The sequence below is a fragment of the Chryseobacterium sp. CS2K3 genome, from assembly GCF_059515185.1.
Map to the genome: position 1 here is coordinate 113,795 of NZ_JCAKRW010000003.1, position 23,994 is coordinate 137,788.

General features: G+C 35.1%; 23 protein-coding genes. 7 read left to right on the top strand and 16 right to left on the bottom strand.

All coding sequences use genetic code 11. The features are described from left to right. Window positions 1–42 precede the first annotated feature (42 nt). A complete protein-coding gene (locus AC5YGG_RS05875; RefSeq protein ID WP_496143544.1) occupies window positions 43–2,445 on the bottom strand; it encodes an alpha/beta hydrolase family protein in 2,403 nt (800 codons plus the stop codon). Between the two features lie 122 nt (window positions 2,446–2,567). On the opposite strand from AC5YGG_RS05875, the gene AC5YGG_RS05880 reads away from it, so the two are divergent. Then, window positions 2,568–2,720 (top strand): bacteriocin-like protein, encoded by a 153-nt coding sequence (locus AC5YGG_RS05880; protein WP_496143545.1) that lies wholly within the window; start codon window positions 2,568–2,570, stop codon window positions 2,718–2,720. 54 nt (window positions 2,721–2,774) lie between these two features. Here the strand turns inward: AC5YGG_RS05880 and AC5YGG_RS05885 are convergent, their stop codons facing one another. Both AC5YGG_RS05885 and era read right to left on the bottom strand, forming a co-directional pair. Beyond that, window positions 2,775–3,203, bottom strand: a complete 429-nt coding sequence (locus tag AC5YGG_RS05885; RefSeq protein ID WP_496143546.1) for a DoxX family protein — start codon at window positions 3,201–3,203, stop codon at window positions 2,775–2,777. 66 nt (window positions 3,204–3,269) lie between these two features. After that, a complete protein-coding gene (gene era, locus AC5YGG_RS05890) occupies window positions 3,270–4,145 on the bottom strand; it encodes a GTPase Era (RefSeq protein WP_496143547.1) in 876 nt (291 codons plus the stop codon). Between the two features lie 290 nt (window positions 4,146–4,435). Here era and AC5YGG_RS05895 point away from each other — a divergent pair, with 290 nt between their 5' ends. Together AC5YGG_RS05895 and AC5YGG_RS05900 are read left to right on the top strand one after the other, a co-directional pair. Next, entirely contained in the window at window positions 4,436–4,999 is a 564-nt protein-coding gene (locus tag AC5YGG_RS05895; RefSeq protein ID WP_496143549.1) for a Crp/Fnr family transcriptional regulator, read from the top strand. Between the two features lie 395 nt (window positions 5,000–5,394). Next, a complete protein-coding gene (locus AC5YGG_RS05900) occupies window positions 5,395–5,727 on the top strand; it encodes a DMT family transporter (RefSeq protein WP_496143550.1) in 333 nt (110 codons plus the stop codon). An 89-nt stretch (window positions 5,728–5,816) separates the two neighbouring features. Here the strand turns inward: AC5YGG_RS05900 and AC5YGG_RS05905 are convergent, their stop codons facing one another. The 6 genes from AC5YGG_RS05905 to AC5YGG_RS05930 form a co-directional block, all read right to left on the bottom strand. Further along, a complete protein-coding gene (locus AC5YGG_RS05905) occupies window positions 5,817–6,584 on the bottom strand; it encodes a class I SAM-dependent methyltransferase (protein ID WP_496143551.1) in 768 nt (255 codons plus the stop codon). Next, on the bottom strand, window positions 6,584–7,393 hold the full coding sequence (gene map, locus AC5YGG_RS05910; RefSeq protein WP_496143552.1) for a type I methionyl aminopeptidase: 810 nt from the start codon (window positions 7,391–7,393) through the stop codon (window positions 6,584–6,586). The genes AC5YGG_RS05905 and map overlap by 1 nt, the downstream gene beginning before the upstream one ends. A gap of 86 nt (window positions 7,394–7,479) precedes the next feature. Next, window positions 7,480–7,911 carry a BT0820 family HAD-type phosphatase gene (locus AC5YGG_RS05915; protein ID WP_496143553.1) on the bottom strand — a complete coding sequence of 144 codons (432 nt, stop codon included), beginning with the start codon at window positions 7,909–7,911 and terminating at the stop codon, window positions 7,480–7,482. Between the two features lie 99 nt (window positions 7,912–8,010). Next, window positions 8,011–8,988 (bottom strand): acyl-ACP desaturase, encoded by a 978-nt coding sequence (locus AC5YGG_RS05920; protein ID WP_068943066.1) that lies wholly within the window; start codon window positions 8,986–8,988, stop codon window positions 8,011–8,013. A gap of 150 nt (window positions 8,989–9,138) precedes the next feature. Beyond that, on the bottom strand, window positions 9,139–10,680 hold the full coding sequence (gpmI, locus tag AC5YGG_RS05925; protein ID WP_496143554.1) for a 2,3-bisphosphoglycerate-independent phosphoglycerate mutase: 1,542 nt from the start codon (window positions 10,678–10,680) through the stop codon (window positions 9,139–9,141). A gap of 190 nt (window positions 10,681–10,870) precedes the next feature. Continuing rightward, entirely contained in the window at window positions 10,871–11,806 is a 936-nt protein-coding gene (locus AC5YGG_RS05930) for a DUF2268 domain-containing putative Zn-dependent protease (protein WP_496143556.1), read from the bottom strand. Window positions 11,807–11,983: 177 nt separating this feature from the next. Here AC5YGG_RS05930 and AC5YGG_RS05935 point away from each other — a divergent pair, with 177 nt between their 5' ends. Continuing rightward, window positions 11,984–12,307, top strand: coding sequence for a translation initiation factor (locus AC5YGG_RS05935; RefSeq protein ID WP_496143557.1), 324 nt, complete (start codon window positions 11,984–11,986; stop codon window positions 12,305–12,307). A gap of 2 nt (window positions 12,308–12,309) precedes the next feature. Here the strand turns inward: AC5YGG_RS05935 and AC5YGG_RS05940 are convergent, their stop codons facing one another. The 3 genes from AC5YGG_RS05940 to AC5YGG_RS05950 form a co-directional block, all read right to left on the bottom strand. Next, window positions 12,310–13,209, bottom strand: coding sequence for a leucine-rich repeat domain-containing protein (locus tag AC5YGG_RS05940; protein ID WP_496143558.1), 900 nt, complete (start codon window positions 13,207–13,209; stop codon window positions 12,310–12,312). Window positions 13,210–13,350: 141 nt separating this feature from the next. Next, window positions 13,351–15,510 carry an alkaline phosphatase PhoX gene (locus AC5YGG_RS05945; protein ID WP_496143559.1) on the bottom strand — a complete coding sequence of 720 codons (2,160 nt, stop codon included), beginning with the start codon at window positions 15,508–15,510 and terminating at the stop codon, window positions 13,351–13,353. Window positions 15,511–15,823: 313 nt separating this feature from the next. Continuing rightward, window positions 15,824–17,653: a cytochrome-c peroxidase gene (locus AC5YGG_RS05950; RefSeq protein WP_496143561.1), complete on the bottom strand. Its 1,830-nt coding sequence runs from the start codon at window positions 17,651–17,653 to the stop codon at window positions 15,824–15,826. A 444-nt stretch (window positions 17,654–18,097) separates the two neighbouring features. On the opposite strand from AC5YGG_RS05950, the gene AC5YGG_RS05955 reads away from it, so the two are divergent. Then, window positions 18,098–18,952, top strand: coding sequence for a nucleoside phosphorylase (locus AC5YGG_RS05955; RefSeq protein WP_496143562.1), 855 nt, complete (start codon window positions 18,098–18,100; stop codon window positions 18,950–18,952). Window positions 18,953–19,154: 202 nt separating this feature from the next. Here the strand turns inward: AC5YGG_RS05955 and AC5YGG_RS05960 are convergent, their stop codons facing one another. The 4 genes from AC5YGG_RS05960 to AC5YGG_RS05975 all read right to left on the bottom strand — a co-directional run bounded on the left by AC5YGG_RS05960 (window position 19,155) and on the right by AC5YGG_RS05975 (window position 22,608). Next, the gene (locus AC5YGG_RS05960) at window positions 19,155–19,925 is read right to left on the bottom strand and encodes a Rossmann-fold NAD(P)-binding domain-containing protein (protein ID WP_496143563.1); all 771 of its coding nucleotides are present in this window, start codon (window positions 19,923–19,925) and stop codon (window positions 19,155–19,157) included. Further along, entirely contained in the window at window positions 19,922–20,350 is a 429-nt protein-coding gene (locus AC5YGG_RS05965) for a MarR family winged helix-turn-helix transcriptional regulator (RefSeq protein ID WP_496143564.1), read from the bottom strand. The genes AC5YGG_RS05960 and AC5YGG_RS05965 overlap by 4 nt, the downstream gene beginning before the upstream one ends. A gap of 167 nt (window positions 20,351–20,517) precedes the next feature. Continuing rightward, the gene (locus tag AC5YGG_RS05970; RefSeq protein ID WP_496143565.1) at window positions 20,518–21,795 is read right to left on the bottom strand and encodes a phage tail-like protein; all 1,278 of its coding nucleotides are present in this window, start codon (window positions 21,793–21,795) and stop codon (window positions 20,518–20,520) included. A 252-nt stretch (window positions 21,796–22,047) separates the two neighbouring features. After that, entirely contained in the window at window positions 22,048–22,608 is a 561-nt protein-coding gene (locus AC5YGG_RS05975; protein WP_496143566.1) for a DNA-3-methyladenine glycosylase I, read from the bottom strand. Window positions 22,609–22,744: 136 nt separating this feature from the next. Here AC5YGG_RS05975 and AC5YGG_RS05980 point away from each other — a divergent pair, with 136 nt between their 5' ends. Then, window positions 22,745–23,044 (top strand): DUF883 domain-containing protein, encoded by a 300-nt coding sequence (locus AC5YGG_RS05980; RefSeq protein ID WP_076552300.1) that lies wholly within the window; start codon window positions 22,745–22,747, stop codon window positions 23,042–23,044. A 120-nt stretch (window positions 23,045–23,164) separates the two neighbouring features. Further along, window positions 23,165–23,974 carry an enoyl-ACP reductase FabI gene (locus tag AC5YGG_RS05985; RefSeq protein ID WP_065394672.1) on the top strand — a complete coding sequence of 270 codons (810 nt, stop codon included), beginning with the start codon at window positions 23,165–23,167 and terminating at the stop codon, window positions 23,972–23,974. The last annotated feature ends 20 nt before the right edge of the window (window positions 23,975–23,994 follow it).

A 23,994-nucleotide genomic window follows, 5' to 3' on the forward strand; every position in this document is an offset into this window, starting at 1 on the left:
TTTATAAAAAGGCTGCCTCATATGGAGACAGCCTTTTTATCTTTATTTTTTTAAACATTTCTCAAGGAACTGATCCTCTTCCCATAGAACGTGGAAAATATTCTCTTTAGCCTGATATCCGTGGGATTCTTTTGGAAGCAGAACCATTCTTACCGGAGCTCCAAGGTTTTTTAAAGCCTGAAAATACCTCTCAGTCTGCAGGGTGAAAGTTCCCGGGTTGTTATCTGCATCCCCATGGATCAGAAGTAATGGAGTTTTCATTTTGTCTGCATTCATAAACGGAGACATTGTATTATAAACCTCCGGAACATCCCAGTAGTTTCTCTGCTCACTCTGAAATCCGAAAGGCGTCAAAGTTCTGTTATAAGCCCCGCTTCTGGCAATACCACAAGCAAAAAGCTTGGAATGTGTCAAAAGGTTAGCCGTCATAAATGCACCGTAAGAATGTCCTCCTACAGCCACTTTCTTTTTATCAATATATCCTAAATGATCTACTGCATTGATTGCAGCATCTGCATTAGCCACCAACTGAGTGATGAATGTATCATTAGGTTCTGTTTTTCCTTCACCAATAATAGGAAATGCGGCATGGTCTAATACAGCATATCCTTTAGTTGTCCAGTATACAAAAGACCCGTAAGACGGAGAGGTGAATTCGTTATCATTCTGAGTGCTTTGTCCTGCAGTATCTTTGTCTTTGTATTCTCTAGGGTAAGCCCAGATCAGCAAAGGTAATTTCTCTTTTTTTGCTTTTCTATCATAATTGGCAGGAAGATAAAGTGTCCCATTTAAGGTAACGCCATCATTTCTTTTATACGTAATTACTTCTTTATAAACATCTTTAATACTTTCAAAAGGATTGGCAAAATCTGTTACTGCCTTAGCTTTATTGGATTTAATATTTTTCTTATAGAAATTCGGATAAACACTTGAAGATTCCTGTGTGGTTAAAATCTCTCCTTTTGAAGGATTAAGAATATCAATAATGGTTTCTTTAGCATTCTTAAGATTTGATGTATATACTCTTTTTTTCTTTAAAGATTTAATATCCATTTCATCAATAAACGGATGCTGCCCATCTTTTGTAAACCCTTCTCCTATCAGATAAGCTTTGCCTCCTTTCATATCAATAACGCTTCTGCCAAATTGATTTTTTGACCTGTTAAATTTCCCGGGATTATTATATACATCCTGAGAATTCCTATCATCAATTATCTTTGACTCCCCATTATTGAGATCAATCAGAAATGATTTTGTATTTCTTGTATCATACCACTCTTCAGAAACTACGGCATAATGATCATTCGTCCAAGTTATATCTTTAAACCTCTGTTTTAATTTGAAGAAAGGCTTTGGAACGGACGTAAATGGTGCTTCCCATGTGAAAATTTCATCTCTGTATTCTGCGGGTTTATACTGATCTCCATCATCAAGAGCTTCAGTAAAAACCAATGTTGCCGGAGCATCACTTCTCCAGGTTATATTTCTCTTTCCTGTTCTCACCGAAGAAAAACCTTTAGGCATAATTTCCGTTAAAGGAACTTCATTAACAACTTTTACCACATTTCCATTGGCATCATAAACAGTAGTTACCTGCGGGAATCGGTTCAATGGAACGATATACGAAAAAGGTTTTTTGATGACAGATGCCATCAGATAATTTCCATCAGGAGAAAAGCTCAAACCGGAATACATATCCTGATTCATAACTTTTTTCAATCCGCCGTTCAGGTCTACATTATAAACTTCTGAAGTAATTAAAGTTTCAAAGTTCTTTTCATCCTGCGGATTTTTCAAAAGATCCTGATAAGTTCTGTTCTGCGAAACTTTCCCGTCTGATGTTGAAACAATAGGTCCTGTTGGAAGATCTTTACTAGAATCTATTAATGCGGGTCTGTTTTTAGGAAGTATCCTGATCAGCAAACTTTTAGAATCGTTATACCAAATATACGGAGTTCCAAGATTGGCATTAAGGACATCTTCTGTAACCTTTTTGGCAGCAGCAGTCTCCATGTCTATAATCCATAGCTCTACTCCTTTATCAGTGGTATTTGTAAAGGCAAGCTTCTTTTCGTCCGGAGAAAATAAAAGCTGTGCTATTTTTGCATTTGATGGTAAATTTTTAACCTGAATATCTTTTTTATCACTAATCTTTTTAATTTTAAGATTATTGAAATAGACCGTAGTACTTTCTATATTGGTCACCGGATTAATTCTTAATCCACCAAGTTTCATATCCTGCTGATTAAGATCCTCTAATGTCTTATAGGTGGGCTTGTAAGTGAAAACTACCCAGTCTTTTTTGCTATTCATCAAAACAGATGGTGGTTTTTCATAATCTGCCAGTTTCAGAATTTCGGCAGAAGGTTTTTGATAAGTAATATTCTCCTGAGCATCATAAAAATTGAGAAATGCCAAAAGGCAAATTGTCAGTTTTATCTTCATATAAATTCATTTTCTACGAAAGTAGTGAAATTTAAAAGATTTATAAAATTTAAATAATAAGACACTTTTAAGTGTCATAATAACTTTTTTTATTACTTTTATCTTACAAATTAAAAAATAATATGAAAAATTTAAGAAAATTATCAAAAAAGAACATGAAAACGATTAACGGTGGAAGTGCTCCTTTATGTGAATCAGGATACATGGCTTGCAGAGTAGGTAAAGACGGAAACGGTTCTCCAATTTGGGAATGCTTACCTCATTGTAATTATTAATAACAAAAAAACGGCACTTTAAGAGTGCCGTTTTATTTTGTATCTGTTTATATTTTACCAGTCTGAAGCTCTTTTTCGCCTTTCAATCATATGATCTACTGAGACCTTCCCGGCTCCCATAATCATCAGCAGAAGATATACGGAAAGATAGATAAGACTCATTTCTCTTTTTTCAAAAGGGTCTGCACCATGAACTACAAATCCGGCAATAACCATTGTAAAAATCAGAAATCCTAAGGAAATCCTGGTAAAAAGTCCTAATATCAGTAAGATTGAACAAACAAATTCAGCAACTACCGTAAGAATAAGGGTAATCTGTGGACCCATTCCTAAAAAATCGAAAAACTCAATTTTTCCACCAGCCAATAACATCTGGAGCTTTGGATAACCATGAGAAAGCATTGCAAAACCTACAAATACTCTCACTGCTAATAAAATAATATCTTTAGGTATTGAGCTTGAATTTGAATTATTATAGTTCATTTACTAAAAAATTTAGACTAAGGTAATAAAAATCTTTTAATACAACGGGATTCCAGGCTTTTTAGTTTATCTATACCCGAAATTTTTAAGGTCTCTGTCATTCTTTCTCCAGTCTTTTTTCACCTTTACAAATAAATTAAGGTGAATCTTCTTTGAAAAGAATTTTTCAAGGTCTAATCTTGCATCTGTCCCTACTTTCTTGATCGCCTCTCCTTTATGACCGATAATAATTCCTTTCTGAGTATCTCTTTCTACATAAATAATAGAATCTATGAAAATAATTCCTTCTTTTTCTTTAAACTGCTCAGTAACCACTTCTACAGAATATGGAATTTCCTTATCATAATTCAAAAGGATTTTCTCACGGATCGCTTCGTTTACAAAGAATCTTTCCGGCTTATCTGTAAATTGGTCCTTATCATAATAAGGTGGATTTTCAGGTAATAAAGATTTTATTTTAGGTAAAATGATTTCTGTATTGAAGGCATTCAGTGCAGAAATAGGAAGAATTTCAGCTTTTGGAATCTTATTGTGCCAATCTTCTACTAATTTTTCAAGCCCTGCCTGATCAGTCTGATCTACTTTGTTTAGTAACAACAATACAGGAACAGGGATTTTATTTAATTTATCAATTAGGAATTCTGACGGCTCAGCTTTATCCGTTACATCTACAATAAAAAGGAAAACATCGGCATCCTGTAAGGAATCCTTTACAAAATCCATCATTTTTTCCTGCAATCCGTACTTTGGATCCAATACTCCCGGAGTATCAGAAAATACGATCTGAAGGTCTTCTTCATTATAAATACCAAAAATTCTGTGACGGGTTGTCTGAGCTTTCTGCGTTACAATCGCCAGCTTCTCCCCCATCAATTGGTTTAGAAGTGTTGATTTTCCGGCATTGGGCTTTCCAACTATATTTACAAATCCTGCTTTGTGCATAAAAATAATATTACGAACTGCAAAGTTAGTAAAACAAAATTGGTCTTTACAGTTAATCTGGATAATTAAAAGAAAAAAGAGAGTTATTTTTCTTTACAGAACATTTCTGAGGAAGTTTTATATGGGTTAAGTTATTAAATTCTAAACTTATATATTTTAACCTTAAAGTCACAAAGTTTTTAATAGCTCAGTTAATTTTATAATCTCTGTTTCCTTTCTAAAAAAACTATAAAATATTTTGTATTGCATTACTTAAAACTGATATTTTTGAATCTTAGAATTCATCTTTTATGAATATAGACCAGATTCTTGACCATATTTACATCCTTCCGGAAACTTCTAAAAACAGCTTAAAGGCATATATTACGGAAGTTTCTCATCCTAAGGGCTATTGTCTTATGGAAGCAGAGAAAGTTGTTCCTTATGTTTATTTTATCCGTAAAGGAATTGCACGCGCTTATTCTTCCACTACAGACAATGATATTACATTTTGGTTTGGAAGCGAAGGGCAATGTGTGCTTTCTATGAAAAGTTATGTGGAAGATAAACCGGGTTATGAGAGCATAGAACTACTTGAAGACTGCGAATTATACAGATTGGAAACCGCTAATCTCAAAAAATTATTTAACGAAGACATACACATTGCGAATTGGGGAAGGAAACTTGCTGAAGCGGAAATGATAAAATCCGAGGAGCTTATTATTTCGAGACAGTTTAAAACCTCTCTGGAACGGTACAAAGATATTATACAGTATCAACCGGATTTGCTTAAAAGAGTTCAACTGGGACATATTGCTTCTTACCTGGGAATTACGCAGGTTAGTCTGAGCAGGATCCGGGCGGAAATTAAGTGAGTTTTTTGAGGAAAGCTGGAAGTTGGAGGATGGAAGATGGAAGTTTATGACAGTATGTAGAATTACTTCCGCTTTATTAATCAATAATATTTCAATATAATTTTTACATCATTATCATTCAAAATAATTAGATAACCGTTACTGTAGTATAATACATAATACTTTTAATTCAAAGACGTTTTAAGTTTTGGCTAAAGCCAATGAATATATTTATAGTGAGAGCGGACTAAAGTCCGCTCCTATTGATATTATGGTGTAAATGATTTCAATTTTGATAAACTGTCATAACTTCCCTCTCCCAGCCTTCAGCTTCCAAACCTTAAACATCATTTTTTAACAATTGTAAAATTTTTTTTCTTTCAAAATGCTGAAATTTGCAGTAGAAAAATTTAAAAATGAATTGGATCATATTAGTTATCGCAGGATTATTTGAGGTTGCCTTCGCATCATGTTTAGGAAAGGCAAAAGAAACATCAGGAACTGAAATGTATTTATGGTATGCAGGTTTCTTGATAACCATGACTATCAGCATGGTTCTGCTTATAAAAGCTACACAAACATTACCCATCGGTACTGCTTATGCTGTATGGACAGGAATCGGAGCTGTAGGAACTGCTTTAATGGGAATTATCTTTTTTAAAGATCCTGTAAGTTTCTGGAGAGTTTTCTTTATTGTGACTCTTATTGGATCTGTTGTAGGATTAAAAGCAGTATCTTCATCACACTAACAAGCATAAACTTCTATTTATATTTAAAAATAAAACCGTCTTCGTAATGAAGACGGTTTTGTTTTATATGTTTCAGCTTTATTGCTACACTATTTTTTGAATACTAAAGGTAAGATTTCGTTACTTCTTAATCCGTACTTTTTAATATCTTCTTCTGAAAATTTCTGTGAATAGAAATTCACGTCTGTTTCAAAACCTGCTTTTTTCAAACGATCAAAATAATCCATTCCGTACCAACGAACGTGGTCATATTGTCCGAAATGTTTCTGACGCTCTTTTGGGTCTGTAATGGTAAAGTCTTCGTAGGTTTTTTCCAATGAATTTTTCATAGGAACCTGAAGAATTCCCCATCCGCCTGGTTTCATTACTCTAAACAGCTCACTCATTGCTTTTGCATCATCTTCAATATGTTCCAGAACATGGTTACAGAAGACAATATCAAAGCTTTCATCTTCAAAAGGTAAGTTAAGAATATCAGCTTTAACGTCTACGATGGGAGAATAAAGATCTGCCGAAATATAATTCAGATTGCTCATTCTTTTGAATTTCCTCAAAAATTCCTGTTCGGGAGCGATGTGCAGAACTTTATAATTCTTAATAAAAAAATCTGTTTCATTTTGAAGATACAGCCACATTTGGCGGTGTCTTTCCAGACTTAAAGTTCCAGGAGAAAGAGCATTTTCTCTTTGTTTTCCGTACCCATAAGGCAAGAATTTTCTGTATGATCTTCCATCAATCGGGTCCAGGAACTGATCTCCTTTAAAGAACTGATAAATAAGCGGTCTTGCCCAAATACTCATTTTAATAAGCATAGGGCGTGGAATTTTATTCAGTAAAAGTTTTGTTAACTTCTTCATTAAAAGTCCAGTTGGAATGCTTTTTCTTCATCACTTACGATTCCAAGAGCTTCATAAACATAGTCAAATGTTGAAAGCAATACCGGCTTACCGTTGATTACCGCTACATCGTGCTCAAAGTGAGCAGACGGAAGGTTATCCAAAGTAGTTACCGTCCATCCATCGTTATGGAATTTTACTTTTTCAGTACCAAGGTTGATCATCGGTTCAATAGCAATTGCCAAACCGTCTTTGATCACTTTTCCGCTTCCTTGTCTTCCATAATTAGGTACTTGTGGATCTTCGTGCATCTGTCTTCCCAAACCGTGTCCTACAAGTTCTCTTACAACTCCGTATCCTTCTTTTTCACAATGCGCCTGAATCGCATGAGAAATATCCCCGATTCTTTTTCCTCTGACACATTGTTCGATACCTTTATAAAGAGATTCTTTAGCTACTTTTAATAATTTTTTCACTTCAGGTTTCACTTCTCCGATCTCGAAAGTATATGCATGGTCACCTACGAATCCGTTAAGAATAACTCCACAGTCAACAGAAAGAACATCTCCTTCTTTCACCACTTCATTATTCGGAAAACCATGAACTACCTGCTCATTCGGAGAAATACATAAAGAATTTGGAAAACCTCCGTATCCTAAGAACGCAGGTTGTGCACCATGATCTTTAATAAAGTCGTGAGCTAATTTATCCAAATATAAAGTAGTAATTCCCGGTTTTATTTCTTTTGCCAACATTCCCAATGTTTTAGAAACCAATCGGGCACTCTCCTTCATCAGACGCAGTTCGTCTATTGTTTTTAATTGAATCATTGTATTAATTTACCAATGTATTAATAGATCAGTGTAACAATATAGATTGATAAATTGGTACACTGTTAAATTGTTATATTTTTATTCTACCAGAAAAGTCCTTTTTTCTTTTCTTTTTTCATTTTTGAATAAGGCAGAACTTCTTTTCCTTCTACACGGAATTCTATTCTTTCCTGAATGATATTATAGATTTCGCCCCATCCAGGGAATCCACCGATGTTTCTGTCATCGATAAACCAGTCTGCATCCAGCTTTCTTGATTGAGTCTGAGGATCAAAAACTTCTCCTTCAAAGCTTGAGTTTACTGCATAAAATTCAACCCCATTTTTTTTACAGAATTCTACTGCTTCGTCTAACGTTTTTCCGTGTCTGTATGTCCAAAGAATAAGCCTGTATCCTTCTGCCTGAAGTCTCTTCAAGGTCTCGAAAGCGAAGATCTTTGGCTTCCCGATTCCCGGGTAAGCATCATCCACAACGGTTCCGTCAAAGTCAACAGCAATCTTTTTATTATTTAACATTTTGTTCTTTTTTTAGCTTTGCAAAGATAAGAAATAAAAAAGAGTGCCAAAAAGAAAGGCACTCAATACTTTTATAATTTAAAATAATAATATGGGCTACTAGCTCTTAACCCAGTTAAACTGGAACTGAAGATCCGGAGTAGAAACTCTGTCTGTGATCTTCTGTAGTCTTGCAGGAAGCTTCATCAGGTATTCCTGAGCTTTTTCTGCTTTTTCTGTAAGACCTTTTACGTGCTCAATCTTCCATTCGTCTAGCAGATCTTTCATAATATTGATATAATCCTGACCTGTATACACCATACATCTTTGCGCAGCATCTGAGAAATGCCCCCAAAGCTCTCCTGCCTTCTGTCCTGATTGTCTCATCAGGTGAGCTGGCATTACGATCTTTTTACGCATCATATCTTCGAATGCAAGAATCATTTCTGACGGGTCTATTTCAAGGATTTTAGCTACGAAATGTTTGTAAGCTTTTGCATGTCTTGCCTCATCAGCTGCAATTACGCCACACATTTTAGCTAGCTTTCCGTTTCCTGACTGTTTTGCCAATGTTCCTACTCTTCTGTGAGAGATATTGGTAGCCGTTTCCTGGAAACTTGTATAAATAAAGTTTCTGTAAGGGTCCATGCTGGTTCCAAGATCGAAACCATCATTGATCAGATATTGAGTAGTGATTTCCACTTCTCTCATGTTTACTCTACCACACAGATAAAGATATTTGTTTAATAAATCTCCGTGTCTGTTTTCTTCTGCTGTCCAGGCTCTCACCCAATTTGCCCAACCTAATTTTTCCTCCTGGTTGATACCGTCAACTCCCATTAACCAAGACTCATATGAAGGAAGTGCTTCTTCCGTGATACAGTCGCCGATCAATGTTACAAACAGATCATAAGGCATTTCACGGGCAAAAGTCTGAATTTCTTCTAAATCATGTTTAAATTCTTCGCTTGAAGGATCTGGTAGATAATCTGAAGGCTGCCAAATTTTTTCAATTGGCGTTAAAAATTTATCAAGAAAAGAACCTACTTCCTTTTCCAATATTCCCATTACTTCTTTCCTAACAAGCTTTTGATACATTTTTATATTCAGTTTTTAATTAGCAAAGATATGATTTATTTATTATTTAACGCATAATAAAGTATGCAACTCATACCTTATCTGACATAAATCATAAAAAAATGCCGATATATAGTTATAACGGCATTTTTTTAACAATATTATTGAATTTTATTTAATTAAAATATCTCCTGTCATTGCATTTGGTATTTCAACGCCCATTACCTTTAAAATGGTAGGTGCTACATCGCCCAGTTTTCCAGGCTTTAAGCTCCATGTATGGTCTTTATCCATTACAATAAAAGGAACTAAATTTGTTGAATGCTGGGTATTTGGTGTTCCGTCAGGATTTAACATGACATCTGAATTTCCGTGGTCAGCAAGAATAAATACTGCATATCCGTTTTCATAGGCTGCTGTAGCAACTTTTTCGATACAAGCATCTACTGTTTCTGCGGCTTTTACTGCAGCTTCAAATACGCCTGTATGTCCTACCATATCTGTATTGGCAAAGTTTAAGCATACAAAATCAGCCGTTCCGTTCTCTAATTCCGGTACAATGGCATTGGTGATATCATAAGCGGACATTTCGGGTTTTAAATCATAAGTAGGAACGTCCTTCGGACTTGGGCATAATAATCTTTTCTCACCATTAAACTCTTCTTCTCTCCCTCCAGAGAAAAAGAAAGTAACGTGTGGATATTTTTCTGTTTCAGCGATTCTGATCTGAGTTTTGCCGTTCTTTTCAAGAACTTCACCCATTGTTTCCGTTAAAACATTTTCGTCAAAAACTACCTGAACATTCTGGAATGTTTTATCGTAATTGGTTAATGTAATATAATAAAGGTTCAGTTTTTTCATAGAATATTCCGGGAAATCCTTTTGGGAAAGAACTTCCGTAATTTCTCTACCTCTGTCTGTACGGAAATTGAAACAGATTACTACATCATTATCAATAATTTTTGCTACCGGCACAACGTTTCCTGTAGCGGTGGTATTAACTAAAATGATTGGTTTAAGGAATTCATCCGTTACATTATTATTATATGAATCTTTAATAGCAGCTAAAGCGTCTGTAGTTTCAAGACCTACTCCTTCTACAAGGGCATCATAGGCTAGTTTCACACGCTCCCATCTTTTATCTCTGTCCATTGCGTAGTATCTGCCTACAACAGTAGCCAGTTTTCCGGTAGTAGCTTCCATGTGATTCTGAAGCTCTTCAATGAAACCTAATCCTGAGTGTGGATCACAGTCTCTTCCGTCTGTAAATGCATGTACGAAAACATTTTCATTTAAACCGAATTCTTTGGCTGCAGTCAGTAATCCTTTCAGGTGATTGATATGTGAATGTACTCCTCCATTGGAAACCAATCCGATGAAATGTACTTTTTTATTTTCTCTTTTAGCGTATTCAAAAGCGTCCTGAATTACTTTTTCCTGTCCCAGGGTTCCGTTTTCAACTGCCATATTCAGTTTTACCAGGTTTTGGTAAACTACTCTTCCGGCTCCAAGGTTCATGTGTCCTACTTCAGAATTTCCCATCTGTCCTGCAGGAAGACCTACAGCTAAACCGCTTGCTTCAAGGGTCGTATGAGGAAATTTTTGATAACAGCTATCTATAAATGGTGTATTGGCTTTGTCTATGGCAGAAACGTCAGGGTTTGTTCCTAGTCCCCATCCGTCAAGGATTGCTAATATTGCTTTTTTTGACATTTTGTAAAACTTTAGTATACAAATTTATCGAATTTCCGATGAATAGACGAATTTGAAGTTCTGAATTTTATTATTCAGACCAAAAAGAAAAAATCTGCGTTACCTGCATAATCTGAGAGTTATAGTATTCCCGCAGATCTTGCTGATTTCGCAGATTTATAATTTGTTCTACATTATTTAAAAGGTTATTCTATCCTTTAAAAAAGTCATCAAATTTTATATTATTCTTATTTGTATATTCTTTTATGTAAGCATCTAAGAACCCACTTTCTTTTAAGAATAATAAAGGATCGGTGATATTCAAAATATCGTGGATAGCTTTATGCTTATCTGACTGTTTGTTGAAATAGGCTTCTGTAATTTTATATCCCATCCAATATCCTAAATCATTGGGACGGTCATCTTTTTTGCTGGTTCCGTAAAGCCAGTCTACAGAATCAGCTGTTTTTAATGCCGTTACAAATTCTCTGTATAATTTATCAGAATGAGCTGCACCATATTGGTAGTACGGAGTGCTTGTATTCGTGGTATCTCCTGAGATCAATTCACTGATAAAATCGGCACTTCCTTCTTTCAGAACATACTTTATCAGAATATCTTTTCCTACATTTTCTTGCTGGAAATGAATCAGCTCGTGTGCAATAAGAGGTACAATGCCATCAAGATTGGTCAACTTCTCTGTTCCGATAATGATTCCGTCTTTAGAAATGGTTCCGCCTGAATTAAATCTTCCGTATACAAAATATACAGGTGGAAATTTTGCTTCAGGATACCAGTATTTTAAAGCTGTATAACTTGCTCTTGTTCTTTTTTCCTTTTGATTGATCCCAGCTAGTACGTTACGGCTTTTAAGATAATCTTCTTTTCTCCTTTTTACTACTGAGTATAATGAATCTGCATTGATTATTCTGTTTTTCATAAACCCCTGAACTCCTGCAGTTCCTTCTTTTACATAATCTGAAAAAGGGTTTTGCTTTGAAGTTTCCATTTTATCGAATGCTTTCCAGAAGCTGTCTGTATCTTTTGTTTCAAAGACTGCATGAAGCGGATCTCCTGAAAAACCTGTTTGAGCATTTGTAATTCCGAAAGCCAGAAATAAGGCTGGTAGAATAATTTTGGTTTTCATATCAGTTTTAAAAATTAGCAAGCTAAAATATGAAAAACAGGAATATAATATAGGTTTTAAAAAATTATTTTTAGCGGGAAAAAGAAACATACTGTTTTACAATAAGTAAATGGAAAGGTTTTATAATTTTGAAAGCATTTCTTCTGTAATTCCATAATTCTTTTTTAATTTTGCTTTATGGACTTACGTGATCAATTGAAGAATCTTTTTCCTGAACATGAAGAGCAGGATTTTGAAATGCCTCAAGAACAATTCAAGCAGAAAGAGCCTTTGGTATGCAAATTTGAGAAGAAAGGAAGAAACGGTAAACCTGTTACTATTGTTGAGGGCTGGGAAGGGAGCGATGAAGATCTGAAAAAGATCTCAAAGAAAATAAAAACCACCTTAGGAATAGGCGGTTCTGAGAAGGATGGAACGATTATCATTCAGGGGGATAACCGTGATAAAATAATGACTATCCTTAAAGATATGGGCTATAAAACCAAACGTGTTGGCGGATAGGATTAGAAATAAACCTGGGTTTCCGGCAGTAAGGTTTTTAATTTTTCAATTTTAGATTTTTCTATAGGATTTCCTGTAAGAATCAGGGTTTTGAGATTTTTCAGCTGACTGATTTCTACAGGAATATCTTTCAGATTATTGTTAGCAAGGTTCATGCTGACGATATTTTTCAATCCTTTTATCCCGGATGAAATTTCTGTGATATTGTTATCGCTTACATTCAGAAATTCGAGCTGCTGAGCTTTAAAAAGGTTTTCAGGGAGCTTTATAATGGCGTTCTGCTGTAATTCAAGATATTTTATATTTTTTGGAAATGACAGGTTTCCCATGTCATTGATCTGGTTATTGGAAAGGTTTAAAAATTTCAGGTTTTTGATCCTATCTAATCGGTCTGCAATGAAACTGATCTGGTTTCCCTGTAAATTAATCTCTTCCAATGCAGGAATTTCCATTAATGCTTCGGGAAAAGTATTCAGGTTATTGGCATCAAAAAGGGCGACCTTAAGGCTTTGAAGTTTTGCAAAATTTGGATTAATGCTTGTCAAACTATTCAAATTCATGGAGAAAGAGGTGAGCTTTGTAAGCTTGCTTATTTCATCAGGGATGTATTTGATGCTATTTTCGTTTACATTTAAATATTCAAGTTCTTTTAGTTCAAATAACTCCTGATCCATTTTTTCAAGTTTATTTGCCATAATATTTAAAAAGAACAAAGAATCCAGCTTTACAATCTCAGGAGGAAGGTTAAATAGTCTTTTCTCTCTGAAACTCATACTGTAAACGGCTTTTTTACTGTTCAACGCCTCATCAATATTCGTAAATGTAGGATATTTAACAGGATCAATCTGAGCATTAACCTCAGCCAGTGACACTATGGAAATAAGAAGGAAAAGTTTTTTCATGTGAAAATGTTTAATGTTTTAAAGATCATATGCAATTGCACCCTCTAAATCAATGTTTAGGTTTACCAATGATGGAAATTTCATAAATAAAAAATGTCTGCCGGCAACAAAAGCTACCGACAGACAGGAATTATAAATAATTTATTTTTTTAAAAGTTTTACCGTCTTCTGGAAACCTCCTTCTGCTTCAATATTCAACAGTAAGATACGAGATACTTCCAATTGCTGTGTAAAATCAAGATCCAGGGCTTTGTTTGTACCATTGAACTTTTTAGTATACACAATTTTCCCATCCATGCTGTAAGCAGTTACTGAAATATCTTTCAGTCCTTTTACTGAATTGATCTTCACAATTCCTGAAGTTGGATTTGGAGCTACAGTGACTGTATTTTCGGCTGCTTTGTTTTCAATAGTTCCAAGAGAACTTTCTGTTCCAAGGTTTGCTTTAAGAGCAATAACTACAGTTGCCGATTTTCCTCTGTAATCAATTGTATTTCCTGTTGCATCAACATCTGTAGATATTGTAGCATCCGGATGCTGAATAGAGAAGAATCCAAATTTATGATCCGGAGTAAACGTTAAACCTGTAGGCTCAGATCCTGCCGGCATAGAAGCAAACAATCTTACTTTAGGGTTTGCCTGCGTGTGATCCGGAGCAATTACCCAGATATAGTTTTTACCACCATCCTGAAGTACCCAAAGGTTTCCAAGTTCATCAAATGTAAGGTTATCATTTCCATCTCCCCAAGCTTCCGTTTTCGGTCCCTGCGGAGTATTGAATGAATATACCGTAGAACCTCCACCCACAAATGTTTCTACCTGTGAAGCTGTTGTTCCGTCATCTTTTAATCGGTAAACTCTGTCTAATCCTTTTGCCGTAAAGTAAATTTTCCCATCTAATGGACTGATATCCACATCTTCTACTCCATTGAATCTAGTTCCTCCTACAGATTGTGCAAGGTTTGCTGTGTTATTCTGATCTGCTTTGGTTTTATTCGGAACCGGAACCCATGTTGCCGTAGTCCCTGCCGGATCACCTGCCACTGTTAATCCCTGATCCAGTTTTAGCACATAAAGGTTTCCTGATGAAAGGTTGTTCGGGGTATCCATTACATATTTGTATACCATATGAGTACCTCCGTCTTCTCCGTAATATGCTACAGTTCCCGTATTATTAATGACTACGTTCTCATGGTTCATGATTCCCATTTGCCAAAGTTTACCTTTAGAACCGTCAGGGTTTTTAGAAACAACCTGAGCTGTAGCAGGGTCAATTTCTACAAGCCATCCGTAATCTTTGTATCCGTCACCATTTATATCGTTAGCCGTAACAGATTCTTCTGCCGTTACTATAGTTCCCCAAGGGGTTATTCCTCCTGAACAGTTTCTTATGGTCTGTACCAAACTAGGATCTGAGAAGCTTACTGCTCTTGATTTTGTCAGCTGCCAAAGTTTTGAAGACGGATTATAATTAATTTCCGCCATAGTAACTCCACCAGGATTGGTTTCATGGTTTACCGAAAGATATCCGTTTGTGCTGCTTCCCGCTTTTCCCACGTAAGCTGTAAAGTCATTCTGTCCGCCCACTAAACCGCCTCCTTCTGTATAATTATCTCCTTCTTTTAAGATAAGCTGATATTTATGCTCAGCAGGAATAATCAGTTTATTGGTTTGTGCAGTAGGGACAATTGAAGTAAAACAGCTGATGTGGGTTCCGTTACAGTTTACAACTGGTGGTGTTATATTAGAAGGTGTTTTCAGATAAGCATCAATTCTAAGATCTGAGCTTGTTACACTTCTGTTATGCAATTCAATAGAAATTCTATTTGTTCCGTTTACGAATTTTGATTTAGGAATAGAAAAAATATTATATACATTTTCTGCCGCACCGTCAATTATAGTACTTGAGAATGTATTAAAAGTAATATTACCCGCAGGCATATTATCTCTTACCACTTCTTCCCCGTTCAGATATACTACGATCCCATCATCTCTCATCACTCCAAGTTCCATAGTATCAGAAAGAGTAGCAAGATCTACATTGATATCTTTGGCAAAATAGGCTGCGTAAAGTCCGGAATTAATCGTAGTGGTTACAGGATCTCCGTATCCTAATGGTCCGTTCCCAACCGCCCAGGTTGAAATATCGTAGGTTTTTGTTTTCCAGGTATCCGGTTCTGCCTGATTGTTATCTTTATAGCTCCAAGAGGCACCTTTATCAAATAAGATTGTTTGCTGCGCCTTGATACCAGAAGTTGCAAGCAGAGCCAAAGCTCCAATTGTTAGTAGTTTTTTCTTCATTTTAATTTTGATTTATTAGACTTTGCAAATCTATTTTTTAAAGGCTTTTTGTCTGTTAATAGGATTTTAAATATAATTAGAGGAATATTAATTAATTTAAAACCGAATGTTAAGGGGATTAAGTTTTTGTTAAATAGCAGCCATTTATTAATAATTATTGAGATATAAACAGAAAGGATATTTATTATTATGAAGACTCTATTTCGTATACAAAAAACCTAACAGGTTTTAGAAACCTGTTAGGTTTAATTATGAATTTAGATATAGTTTAAAAATATTGTACAGCTTCTGTATCCTGAAATATAAATGCCGCCTACTTCGCTTTACTCACGTCCGTAAGTGCATTTAAAAAAGCAATTATCTGATTCATTTCTGTCTGGGTAAGGTTTAATTTATCCGGAGCAAGCGTCTGGTTTTTCATTTGTAATCCCAAACCTTCTCCTCCACCTTCATTGTAAAAATCTAGAACCTCTTCTAATGTATTAAAAGCTCCGTTATGGAAATAAGGTTTTGTAAGCGCAATATTTCTAACCGTCACCGTTTTAAATGAATAATCATAGATCCATGATTTTTCCTTTTTCACAGGGCTGTTTCCTCTTCCAAGGTCCTGATCAAGCTCTATAGGAAGCTGTTTGATCGGCTTTGTGGTTACGCCCAGCACTTCAGATTCATTTTCATTAAAAAAAGGAGGAACCAAACCTGAAAAATGTGGTGCAAAATGACAGGTTGCACAATTCGCTTTCCCCATAAACAGATTGAAACCTTTTTTCACATCATCGGAAACGTTTTTCTCATTTCTCATAAAACGGTCAAAATCACTATCAAAAGAATATAGCGAAGCCACATAAGAACTTAAAGCTTTAGAAAAATTTTCTTTGTTTATTTTTCCATCTTTAAAGGCAGAACGGAATGCTTTTTTATAGTCAGGACTGGTTTTAAGCTTTTGAATGATGTCTTCATAGCTTGTATTAAACTCTTCTTCATTATAAATAACATGTTCAGCCTGCTGTTCCAGATAAAAAGCTCTCAGATCATAGAAAAATCTTTTGGCAAAAACTGCATTATATAAAGAGGGAGAGTTTCTCAACACTGTTTTTCCTTCAACATTACTTTGGGATTTAGCTTTAAGATCTGTAAAAGCATTCTCAGGAAGATGACAGCTGGCACAACTCATTTTTCCGTTACCACTTAAGTTCTGATCATAGAAAATAGATTTCCCAAGGTTTCGAAGATCAGGATTATCCTCTGAAGCTTTCAATAAAGTATAGAAATAAGGGTCTAAAAAATCACTGCTGAAAAAGTCTTTGTTATTGACATTCCAACCTGAAAACTCTTTCAGATCATCAGGTCTTCCGTCCCATTTCCCCAATTCTTCATATAAGGGTTGAATATATTTTTTATAAAATTCAATTCTGTCAAAAGATTCAAAATTGGTATTCTTTGAAAGATAATCAACAGCTTCCGCTAAGGTCTGATTTGCTTTTTGGGTATTATAATTTTTAAAATAGGGATCATCATTGATGTATTTTCTCATCCCCGAAAGAGCATGGCTCGCTTCTTCTGCAATATTAAGAGACCCTGGCGTATCAAAACCTGTTACTCCAAGACTGTATATCCTGATCAGCTCTATTCGCAATGGTAATGTTTTATTATTTCCTTTACTCAACCCATTTTTTACAGCACTTAAATAAAAACCTGAATAGCTGTTATGTAAAAAATCAGTAATGGTTTTGATCTTTTCTTTTTCATTGGAAGCATCTTCTGAGAAAATCAGTTCATCCAATACCTGCAATCCTTCCGGCGGAAGAGTGTAAGCCGAAGTTCCTGCCGCTTCAATATGGAATAAAGGAGCTGCGTTAAGGTGAGTTTTGGTAAATTCCGGATAATGATAAGCGATATAAAACTCTATTTCTTTAAATGAATTTCTGGTACTGCTCAGTGATTTCTGTAATTCTTCAAGAGAAATACGGTCTTCGGAAAACTGATGAACATCTGATTTTAACCGTTCAAGCTTTGTTTTGAAGTCAGCTAAACCTTTATTAATAAATGTATTCTCACTTTCTTTTCCTTTGTAAACAGGATTAAAAGACATTACTGCAAATCCTATAAGAAGGGCAACAATAAGCAGTGGATAAGATCTCATGAATTTTTTAGCGGCAAAACTATTAATCAAATATTATCCTAACTTTAATAGCAGATTAAATAATGTTTATATTTCCCGTACAATAATTTTTCACTAATTTTAAACCCCGAAATCAGATTCATTATTCTTAGGAGAACGGTTTATTCTGAAATACCGGCAAAATAATGGCGAGAGGTTATTGGGAGGAGGATTATTTTTAATTAAATTCAACACATCAAATTAAAATAGTATTATGAAAACAAAATTATTGTTTGCTGCTACAGCAGGTTTTCTTTCTTTTACTGAATTTTTTCAACAGAAAAACAGGAATCAGGAATAATCTTTGTGTTTAATAAATAATCATTTCCAAACCATCACATCACAAATAAAAAATCGTTAAATCAACTTATGGTTTCTCTTATAGAGAGGCAATTTTTCATTAATTAAAACAAAAAAATATAAATTATGCTAAACAAACTTGCTGCTTCAGAACTTGTTCTGAATGAAGACGGAAGTGTATACCACTTAAATCTTTTACCTGAAGATATTGCTGACAAAATCATCCTTGTGGGTGACCCGGACAGAGTGGCAAAGGTTTCAAAATATTTTGATACTGTAGAGATCAAAAAAAACAAGAGAGAATTTTACACTCATACAGGGACTCTTCGTGGAGAAAGAATCACGGTAATGTCTACAGGTATCGGAACTGAGAACATCGATATCGTAATGAATGAGCTGGATGCTTTGGTAAACATCGATCTTAAAAACAAAGAGTTTAAAACGGAACACAAAGCTCTTGAACTATTCCGTATGGGAACTTGTGGCAGTGTAAATCCTGACGTACAGGTTGATAATATGCTTGTAACTCAAAATGTAGTAGGATTAGATGGTCTTATGCATTTCTATCAGGATTACAACTTCGAAAATGATTTCTCAAGAAGTTTCATGGAAAAATTCCCTTACGAAAAAATCAAGCCAATGCTTTATTTTGCAGACTGGGCTGAAGAAATGGGTGAATATTACAAGGATGCAAAATATCACGGAAATACAGCTACTTTCCCAGGATTCTATGCTCCACAGGGAAGACAGCTTCGTCTAAAGGCTGTAGATGATAAATTCCTTGAAACATTGAACGACCTTGGTGTTACCAACTTCGAAATGGAAACTTCTGCAATCTATGCTCTTTCAAAATTATTAGGTCACAAAGCGATTACTGTAAATAACGTAATTGCCAACAGAAGACGTGGAGAGTTCTCTGCAGACCACCATAATTCTGAGAAAAAACTTATTGAATGGGTACTTGACAGAATTATTAAGTAATTACAGAAATCAATATATAATAAAGGCTATTCTCTTAGGTGAGGATAGCTTTTTTTATTACGTTTGGCTAAAGCCAATGGTTTTTATTTTTCTTTTGAGCGGGCTAAAGTCAGCACCTATTGAATATTTATTCACACAGACCTTGCTGATAACGCAGATTTTATTTTTGGGTTTGGGTTTATAAAGGCTTCAATCTTTCAATTTATAAAATCTCATGAAATTTCCTCGGATCCGGATATTGAAAAACATATTCCAGTTCTTTGATAAGCTTCGAGGATAAAATTTTCTTTCCTTTCATTGCTGTTATTTCTTCTGGATCTTCAATATTTTTCTGGGCATTCATCACCTGCGATTTTACTGGATGAATGGGGGCAGTGATATTGTATAGTTTGTGACTACTTCCTTTTTCAATCATCTTTAAGATACTACCGGAAATATCTTTATAGTGAATGTGATTAACCACATGATCAGGATTGCTAATATTATAGTTCTTCAGAAGTCTGTTATCCCCCATCAACCCGCCTAATCTTAAAATATTGATATGCGGATATTTATTCTTCATCATTCTTTCTCCTGAAACTTGCTCTACAGGAACATCTTCTTCTGTAAAGTCTTTTGAAAGATCCGGATATACGCCTGTAGAACTCATTAAAAACATCTGTCCTTGAAAATCACCGATAAATGCTGACAAATTTTGAATTCTATTGTATAAAGAGCTTGCACAACATCTTTTCCCAGAAATCGGAATGGTAATAATTAAAATATCAATGTCATCCAGTACATTCCATCTTGAAATAGGATCAGACAGTTGATAATCCGGGAAACTTGCTACAGTCGCGTTCAATCCTTTTGCATTGATTTGCTCTGATTTTTCATGAGAAGTTGTAGTAGTATATATGAAAAATTTACCGGACAAAGAATCTGCAATTCTCTCTCCAAGCCATCCATAGCCTATTATCCCTATTTTTTTCATATTTCTGATTGATTTTGCATTAATAATATTTCGTCCAAAGTATTCATGAATTCTTTTCTTTGATCTCCATCGAGATGAAAACTGCTCTGAACTGCTTCTGGGATATGCTTTACCTTTTCTTTAAGCATTTTTCCTTTTTCTGTTACATTGATGAGCACTACTCTTTCATCATCTATATTTCGGGTTCTGTTGAGCAGTCCGTTTTTCTCCATCCTTTTTAGCAAAGGAGTTAATGTTCCGTTATCCAAATGAAGATGTTCACCGATTTTACTGATATTCATTTCTCCGTTTTCCCATAAAATCAGCATCACGAGATATTGAGGATATGTGAGGGAAACCTCATCCAGATAAGGCTTGTATAATCCTGTAATATACCTTGAAACAGCATAGGTTTTAAAGCATAAATGTTCTGAGAAGGCTATCATAAATTATTTTAAAGTACAAAAATACTCAAATTACTTTGTGCACGATATATTTGTTTCAAATATTTTTACGATCTATTCGGCTCGTATTAATCTATAAAAAATAAAAAAAGACTTCCCAAGCAGGAAGCCTTAACACCATATCAACTATAATAAAACTTATTATCAAATTAAAACTCATTGATCATCACATAAAAATGACTTGAGTATAAACTATTGGCACTACCTGAGATATTGGTAAGATTGAGGGCAATACTCGAAGTAGATGTCAGCCTTGGATTGGAAATGGAAAACGTTGTATTTCCTGCAAAATCTCCTGCCGGAGAAACTACGACTACCGCTCTTGTAGAACCTGGTTGAAATCCTGCCGGAACAGCAACTTCAAGTGTTTTAGATTTTCCCGGCGGCAAATTATTAATAGAAACATCAGCCCATACTTCAAAAGTAATCTGATTTTTCTGTACACTTCCCTTTTCACCAAGTTTATATTGTCCGCTTACATCCAGCTTTGCAGAAGTATTCGGAGCACCAGTGCCAATACCTACATTCGCATTATTATTCCCCAAAACAATGGCATTGGCTTGTGAGGTGGCAGCTCCATATCCTATAGCTGTAGAATATTGTCCCAAAGCATTAGCTTCTGAGCCTACAGCAGTTGAATTTTCTTTATTGGTTACAGTATTATATCCTAACGCTGTTTCACTATTTGTATTTGTTTTCGCATTATATCCCAATGCGATAGATTGAAAGCCTCCTGCAGACGCATTATTTCCGATTGCAGTTGATTCATTTTTACTCGTTTGGGCATTGTATCCGATTGCAGTTGATTTAAAAGCTCCCGCAGTCGATTTATTCCCTATTGCTAAGGCATCATTTGCAGTAACTGCAGCTGCACTCCCAATAGAGATTCCCTGAAAAGCAGAACTGGAACTTCCGATAGCAATACCATTTTGTCCGGCATTGGCTCCCAATCCAAAACTTACAGAGTTATCTACTCCCAATCTTCCTGCGATGGAAGCGTTTACTTTAAAAATCAGGTCATCCATTGTCTTTGTTCCCAATGACAAGGCTGTATTTGATCCGCTATAATTTCCGCTGTTCTCTCCTGTGGTATTCCATCCTGTCGCGTTATCGGTTTTATTCGTTGTATTGGAAGCAGTAGATATTTTATTCCATTTTGATTCATACCAATAATAAAAACCGGCTTCTGTAAGTGCGGCTTTCCCGTTGTTCCATACAATAAGACCATCTGCCGGAGATGAAATTGTAGTATTATCCGTTGCCGATGTTAAAGCAATACTTGGCAGAAGCACTCCTTTATCTTTAGCATCTACATGAAGCATTGCTGAACGATCAGGACTTGGTAATCCAATCCCAATCTGAGCATTCATCATCATAGTAAATAATAAAAAAAGAAGGCGTAAATATTGTTTGTATTTTTTCTGCATCAGTGTGTTTTTTGAGGATGCAAATATACAAAATTTTCAATAATCACCTATTTTTATTAAAAATTCAATAATTTAAAACACTTCAAGGTGAGTAAACAATCCAATACTCACCGAAAGATGAAAAATACTAATTTACAATGATTTAAAAACTCTTTTCATGATAAGTGTTTGAACGAATCAAGCCATATATATTTAATAATCAACAATTATATAATCCATAAAAAAATCACCATAAAAAGAATAAAATACAATTTATTTTTTCCTTGTAAAACAGCTTTCAATGTGATCATTTATCATTCCTGTAGCCTGCATATGAGCATAAACAACTGTAGAACCTACAAATTTGAATCCTCTTTTTTTAAGGTCTTTAGAGATTATATCGGAGATTTCTGTAGTAGCCGGAATTTCTTTTAATGTATTAGGTGTGTTGTCTAATGGTTTTCCATCAATGAAATCCCAGATGTATTTTGAAAAACTGCCGAATTCTTTTTGAATTTCCATGAACTTTTGAGCATTGGTAACAGTTGCCAGAATCTTGAGCCTGTTTCTGATAATTCCTGCATTGTCCATTAACTGTGCAATTTTTTGGTCTGAATAAGCAGCAATTTTTTGATAATCAAAATGATCAAATGCTTCTCTGAAGTTTTCTCTTTTAGATAAAATAGTATACCAGCTCAAACCTGCCTGAAAGCTTTCAAGAACAAGGAACTCAAATAATGTTTCATCATCATATACAGGTTTCCCCCATTCTTCGTCATGATACTTTCTGTAAAGGTCATCCTTCTCGCACCAGCCACAACGTATTTTTTCCATAATTATCAGATTTACCAGATAAAGGTAAGCTGATTTAGAAAAAGATAACAAAAGATTATGAAAAGTTTAACAAAGCTCGCCGATTTTAGGAATGGTTATTGTTTAATCAATACTACCAAACCTAATTTATAATATTATGAACAATTCAGATTACAACAAAGCGGAAAATGCAGTAAACAATGTAGAAAACTCTTTACAGAATGCAGCGGATAACACGAAATGGAAAATCAATGAATTGGCAGACAAAGCCAAGGACTACATCAATGAAAAACGAAATAATGACCAGGAAGCAAGTCAGGAGGATTGGCTGGACAGGGTAAAAGCTAATGTATCAGATGCCTGGGAAGATATTAAGGATAAAGCTGATGAGGCATGGGAAAAAACCAAAGATGCTGCAGAGGATGTAAAGGCGGAATGGAATAAGAAAACCAATTAAAATTTCAGTCATATAAATATTTTCAAGATAAATGGAGCTTATCATAGATAAGGCTCCATTTTTATTATGTCATAACTACAATTATTCCTACATTTGTAGTTCAATAAACATTAAAAAATTATGTCATACGGTTTACTTAAAGGCAAAAAGGGAATTATATTTGGAGCTCTTAATGAACAATCTATCGCATGGAAAGTTGCTGAAAGATGTCATGAAGAAGGCGCGGAGTTTATCTTATCAAACGCTCCTATCGCTATGAGAATGGGAGAACTTAATGCTTTAGCTGAAAAAACAGGATCTGAAGTAATAGGTGCAGATGCTACTTCTATAGAAGATCTTGAGAAGCTTTTTGATGCTGCTGTTGCTAAATTTGGTAAAATAGACTTTATTCTTCATTCTATAGGAATGTCCGTAAATGTAAGAAAAGGGAAACATTATACAGAAATGAATTACGACTGGTTGGAAAAAGGCTGGGACGTTTCTGCTGTATCATTCCACAAAGTAATGCGTGTAGCTTGGGAAAAAGACTGTATGAATGAATGGGGAAGCATCCTTGCTCTTACTTATATTGCGGCTCAGAGAACATTCCCTGACTATAATGATATGTCTGACAATAAAGCTTATCTTGAAAGTATTGCTAGAACTTTCGGGAACTACTGGGGTGAAAGAAAAGTACGTGTAAACACGGTTTCTCAGTCTCCTACTCCTACTACAGCCGGTAGCGGAGTGAAAGGTTTCGGAGGATTCCTTGGATATGCTGATGATATGTCTCCACTAGGAAATGCTACAGCTTTAGACTGTGCCAACTACTGTGTAACTTTATTCTCTGATCTTACCAAGAAAGTAACAATGCAGAATCTTTTCCATGATGGAGGTTTCAGCAGTACAGGTGTTACTCAGAAAGTGATCAGTAAATATGACGCTGAATAATATTTTTCAATATATTAAAT

What these genes read in the sequence shown, in the direction of transcription:
- map (WP_496143552.1), bottom strand. Translation starts at nt 7,393, where the DNA reads ATGATTCAATTAAAAACAATAGACGAACTGCGTCTGATGAAGGAGAGT.
- AC5YGG_RS05895 (WP_496143549.1), top strand. Translation starts at nt 4,436, where the DNA reads ATGAATATAGACCAGATTCTTGACCATATTTACATCCTTCCGGAAACT.
- AC5YGG_RS05900 (WP_496143550.1), top strand. Translation starts at nt 5,395, where the DNA reads ATGAATTGGATCATATTAGTTATCGCAGGATTATTTGAGGTTGCCTTC.
- AC5YGG_RS05920 (WP_068943066.1), bottom strand. Translation starts at nt 8,988, where the DNA reads ATGTATCAAAAGCTTGTTAGGAAAGAAGTAATGGGAATATTGGAAAAG.
- AC5YGG_RS05950 (WP_496143561.1), bottom strand. Translation starts at nt 17,653, where the DNA reads ATGAGATCTTATCCACTGCTTATTGTTGCCCTTCTTATAGGATTTGCA.
- AC5YGG_RS05985 (WP_065394672.1), top strand. Translation starts at nt 23,165, where the DNA reads ATGTCATACGGTTTACTTAAAGGCAAAAAGGGAATTATATTTGGAGCT.
- AC5YGG_RS05885 (WP_496143546.1), bottom strand. Translation starts at nt 3,203, where the DNA reads ATGAACTATAATAATTCAAATTCAAGCTCAATACCTAAAGATATTATT.
- AC5YGG_RS05945 (WP_496143559.1), bottom strand. Translation starts at nt 15,510, where the DNA reads ATGAAGAAAAAACTACTAACAATTGGAGCTTTGGCTCTGCTTGCAACT.
- AC5YGG_RS05875 (WP_496143544.1), bottom strand. Translation starts at nt 2,445, where the DNA reads ATGAAGATAAAACTGACAATTTGCCTTTTGGCATTTCTCAATTTTTAT.
- AC5YGG_RS05940 (WP_496143558.1), bottom strand. Translation starts at nt 13,209, where the DNA reads ATGAAAAAACTTTTCCTTCTTATTTCCATAGTGTCACTGGCTGAGGTT.
- AC5YGG_RS05915 (WP_496143553.1), bottom strand. Translation starts at nt 7,911, where the DNA reads ATGTTAAATAATAAAAAGATTGCTGTTGACTTTGACGGAACCGTTGTG.
- AC5YGG_RS05980 (WP_076552300.1), top strand. Translation starts at nt 22,745, where the DNA reads ATGAACAATTCAGATTACAACAAAGCGGAAAATGCAGTAAACAATGTA.
- AC5YGG_RS05970 (WP_496143565.1), bottom strand. Translation starts at nt 21,795, where the DNA reads ATGCAGAAAAAATACAAACAATATTTACGCCTTCTTTTTTTATTATTT.
- era (WP_496143547.1), bottom strand. Translation starts at nt 4,145, where the DNA reads ATGCACAAAGCAGGATTTGTAAATATAGTTGGAAAGCCCAATGCCGGA.
- AC5YGG_RS05935 (WP_496143557.1), top strand. Translation starts at nt 11,984, where the DNA reads ATGGACTTACGTGATCAATTGAAGAATCTTTTTCCTGAACATGAAGAG.
- gpmI (WP_496143554.1), bottom strand. Translation starts at nt 10,680, where the DNA reads ATGTCAAAAAAAGCAATATTAGCAATCCTTGACGGATGGGGACTAGGA.
- AC5YGG_RS05955 (WP_496143562.1), top strand. Translation starts at nt 18,098, where the DNA reads ATGCTAAACAAACTTGCTGCTTCAGAACTTGTTCTGAATGAAGACGGA.
- AC5YGG_RS05975 (WP_496143566.1), bottom strand. Translation starts at nt 22,608, where the DNA reads ATGGAAAAAATACGTTGTGGCTGGTGCGAGAAGGATGACCTTTACAGA.
- AC5YGG_RS05965 (WP_496143564.1), bottom strand. Translation starts at nt 20,350, where the DNA reads ATGATAGCCTTCTCAGAACATTTATGCTTTAAAACCTATGCTGTTTCA.
- AC5YGG_RS05930 (WP_496143556.1), bottom strand. Translation starts at nt 11,806, where the DNA reads ATGAAAACCAAAATTATTCTACCAGCCTTATTTCTGGCTTTCGGAATT.
- AC5YGG_RS05960 (WP_496143563.1), bottom strand. Translation starts at nt 19,925, where the DNA reads ATGAAAAAAATAGGGATAATAGGCTATGGATGGCTTGGAGAGAGAATT.
- AC5YGG_RS05905 (WP_496143551.1), bottom strand. Translation starts at nt 6,584, where the DNA reads ATGAAGAAGTTAACAAAACTTTTACTGAATAAAATTCCACGCCCTATG.
- AC5YGG_RS05880 (WP_496143545.1), top strand. Translation starts at nt 2,568, where the DNA reads ATGAAAAATTTAAGAAAATTATCAAAAAAGAACATGAAAACGATTAAC.